Source organism: Mycoplasma sp. HU2014, assembly GCF_001199495.1.
In the GTDB taxonomy this organism is placed as follows: domain Bacteria; phylum Bacillota_I; class Bacilli_A; order Mycoplasmatales; family Mycoplasmataceae; genus Mycoplasma.
On the sequence record NZ_LFYS01000066.1, the window covers coordinates 1 to 2954 of the forward strand.

2 protein-coding genes and 2 pseudogenes are annotated in these 2954 nt (G+C 27.2%); 1 reads left to right on the plus strand and 3 read right to left on the minus strand.

Translation table 4 applies throughout. From position 1 onward, the window contains the following. Nucleotides 1-458, plus strand: a pseudogene (locus AB668_RS04125) (IS1634 family transposase); the annotation flags it as partial. Between the two features lie 145 nt (nt 459-603). Here AB668_RS04125 and AB668_RS05315 read toward each other — a convergent pair. From AB668_RS05315 to AB668_RS05845, 3 genes and pseudogenes are all read right to left on the minus strand, one after another. Then, a pseudogene (locus tag AB668_RS05315) lies at nt 604-1707 on the minus strand (IS3 family transposase); the annotation flags it as partial. 56 nt (nt 1708-1763) lie between these two features. Next, a complete protein-coding gene (locus tag AB668_RS05760; protein WP_050517748.1) occupies nt 1764-2060 on the minus strand; it encodes a hypothetical protein in 297 nt (98 codons plus the stop codon). Between the two features lie 35 nt (nt 2061-2095). Next, nucleotides 2096-2954: hypothetical protein (locus AB668_RS05845; RefSeq protein WP_201342696.1), on the minus strand; the 859-nt coding region annotated here is incomplete at its 5' end.

Consider the following 2954-nt stretch of genomic DNA (forward strand, 5'->3'; position numbering starts at 1 on the left):
AATTTACTCAGAAGAAAAATTTTATTAGTCGAACTTATAAAAAAGGTGTTTATGATGAAAAAAAACTATTGGAAAAAGAAGATCTTTTTGGACTAATTATTTTTGAATGTAATGGAGATTTAAACATAAAAGATATCTACATCTCATACAAAAAGAGATGAGAAATTGAGTTATTATTTAAGCAATTTAAAAATGTACTAGAACAAAACGAAGGAAATGTTCAGGGAAATTACAGAATAATAGCTACTGAATTTATTAATTTTTTATCATCTATAATGCTTTGCAGAATAAAAAATTACTTACTTGAAAATGGTGTTTTAGAAAATAAAACAATTGGTCAAATTTTTAGATATTTATCAAAAGTAATGAAAAAAAGAAAACCAAGAGTAAGAGAAGAGTGAGATGATGTTGAAACATTAAAATATATTAAAGAACTTATTAAAGTTTTAAAAATATAGTGTCTGAAATTGGGAATTTTTTAGTGTATATTTTTGGAATTCTTTACTTGATCTTATACATTTTAAGGTTATTTATAAAAAACTGCTTAATTTTCAAGTTTTTCTATAGTCATATTAGGTAGAACTTTTATATTTCATTTAAATTTCTTAGAGTTCTTTCACTGTTATATCATTCAATGAAATTTTTAATACTTTCCTTTAGTTGACTAAAAGTTATTTCCTTTACTTTCTTTTCAAAATTAATAAACATTTCTGATTTTAAGATTGAAAAGAAATATTCAGATTCTCTATTATCTAGAGAGCTACCTATTCTGGACATTGAAACAATTCCACCTTGTTGTTATATATACTCAAGATATTCTATTGATGAATATGATGCACCATGATCTGTATGAATGATAAAATTCTTAGGAAATTTTGTTTTTCTAAAGTGATTCATGACCAAGTTGGTGTCGTTATGTATAGATAAATTATAGCTAACAATTTTCTTTGTTCTGTGGTGAATTAAGATAGACAAATAAACGTGTCTTCCTTCTACGTCAATTGGAGCTGGAATATAACGCATAAATATCATTTAATTGGCCATTATAATCCCCTATTAGCGATGTTTGGATAATATACGTTAGTGTTCTTTGATTCTCGTTTTTTCTTGCACGTTATTCTTATATGACAAAATAGACCTAATTTGTTCATTGCTCTACCTAGTGTTGTAGGGTTAATAATGTGCCATATGTCTTAAAAATATAAGCAGAAAGTCTTTCTCTACCGTATCTTCTGCTTTGTTTTTCAAAAACTTCTTTAATTATTTCCGCATGTTTTACAGATTCTTTATTCTTACTATTTGATTGTTTTTTAAGCTTATAGTAAAAAGTTGACTTAGGTAAACCAAGAATTTTCATTATCTCTTTGTTGGTGATATTTGCTCCAAATTTCTCCTTAATTTTTTCTATCAATTCATCTAAGTTATCAACCTTATTTTTCTTTAAAATCTCTTCTTTAAAAAGATCTGTTATTAACCATTCTAAAACTTCAGGATCAATAATATTGATCACTTCATTTCTTTCTTTGTCATATTCTTCTTTATTCTTTTTAGGACTTCCTGATCCTTTACTTTTTTAGGTGTTTTTCCTGTTTGTGACTCTTTTAGTTTTATACCTAAATCATAGTGTCTATATTTTCCAGATAAATAATCTTTGTGGTGCTTAAATACTTCTAACCACTCACTTACACGTGGGTTTTTAAACAAAATGAACCTTTAAATTTTTAAGTTATAATAATCTTATCAAAGGAAATTAGAAAATTAAACTAATCCAATAAGCCTAATTTTTCTTTGAGTTCGAATGATATGCGAAAACATTCATTCTTAACACCTGAGACAAGTCCTGATAGTTCATCGACTACTTCACTGGGCAATCCACTTGGGTGTTTTTTAATGCTGTTAAGAGTCTTATCTAATACAGTATGAATTCATCTCGTTTTATTTATTGTTCCTAGGGTTTTTAAATCATGTTTTCTTTCTTCATCTAATTGTTTTCTTTTTGCTATATCAGCTATTCCTCAATCATGAGATCCTTTTTCTAATATTTCAGCTTTAAAACGCATAGTTTCTGTTCTAAAGTAGAACTTCTCATCTGCACCTATAACATCTCATCTGCACCTATAACAAATTCAATACTTTCTTTTTTGTTGAACTTATATCTCTTCCCATTTTCATCAAATGCAGCATAATAATTTTTTTGATATTCCACCACTCCATTCATAATTTTTCTTTTAATAGGTATGTCAAAGAAGGATTCAACCGCCTCATTTTCTAGTTTTCTAAAAACGCTTTCTTTTTCACGTATTTTACATATACTGTTTAAATATTCAATCAATTCGTCTTTTATAGCATTAGCTTCTTCAATTGTTTTTATATTCTTTTGTTTAAAATAAAAAGGAACATTCTTTTGCACTGTATCTCATTTTCTTTCTATGTGTGGCTTTGCATTAGCGTTTGATGAAGAAACAACTTCTATACCCCTTTTTTCAAGCTCTAAAGGCGTTCTAGGGTTGTTTATTTCGTCTTTCTTAAAGTTAGCTCTATTATCAGTAATTATTCTCATAGGATAACCGTATTTTTGAAAAACGTTTTCAAATATTCTTTGATATGAATTCAGAGATTCTTCTTGACTCTCAAAATAAATGTCTAATACTTTATTAGTTCCAACATCAACAACAGCAACACATGTTGCAATTGTGTCGTTTTGAAAGTAGTAGTGAGTACATCCGTCAACTTCTAAAACTTGTCCAAATTTATAGTTATTAGCCGTTGCTAATCTATGTTTTTCTACTACTTTTGGTGTGTAAAATACCAAGTCTTTGCTGTACTTAATAATTTTGCTTTCTTCATTTTGTTTTCTTATTTTTTTTACTTCTTTTCTAGTTTTTCTCTTACAGTATGCACTAGCAAAACCTTGTTTTATTAATCTTTTATCTAAATTAGAATATGAAATCTTA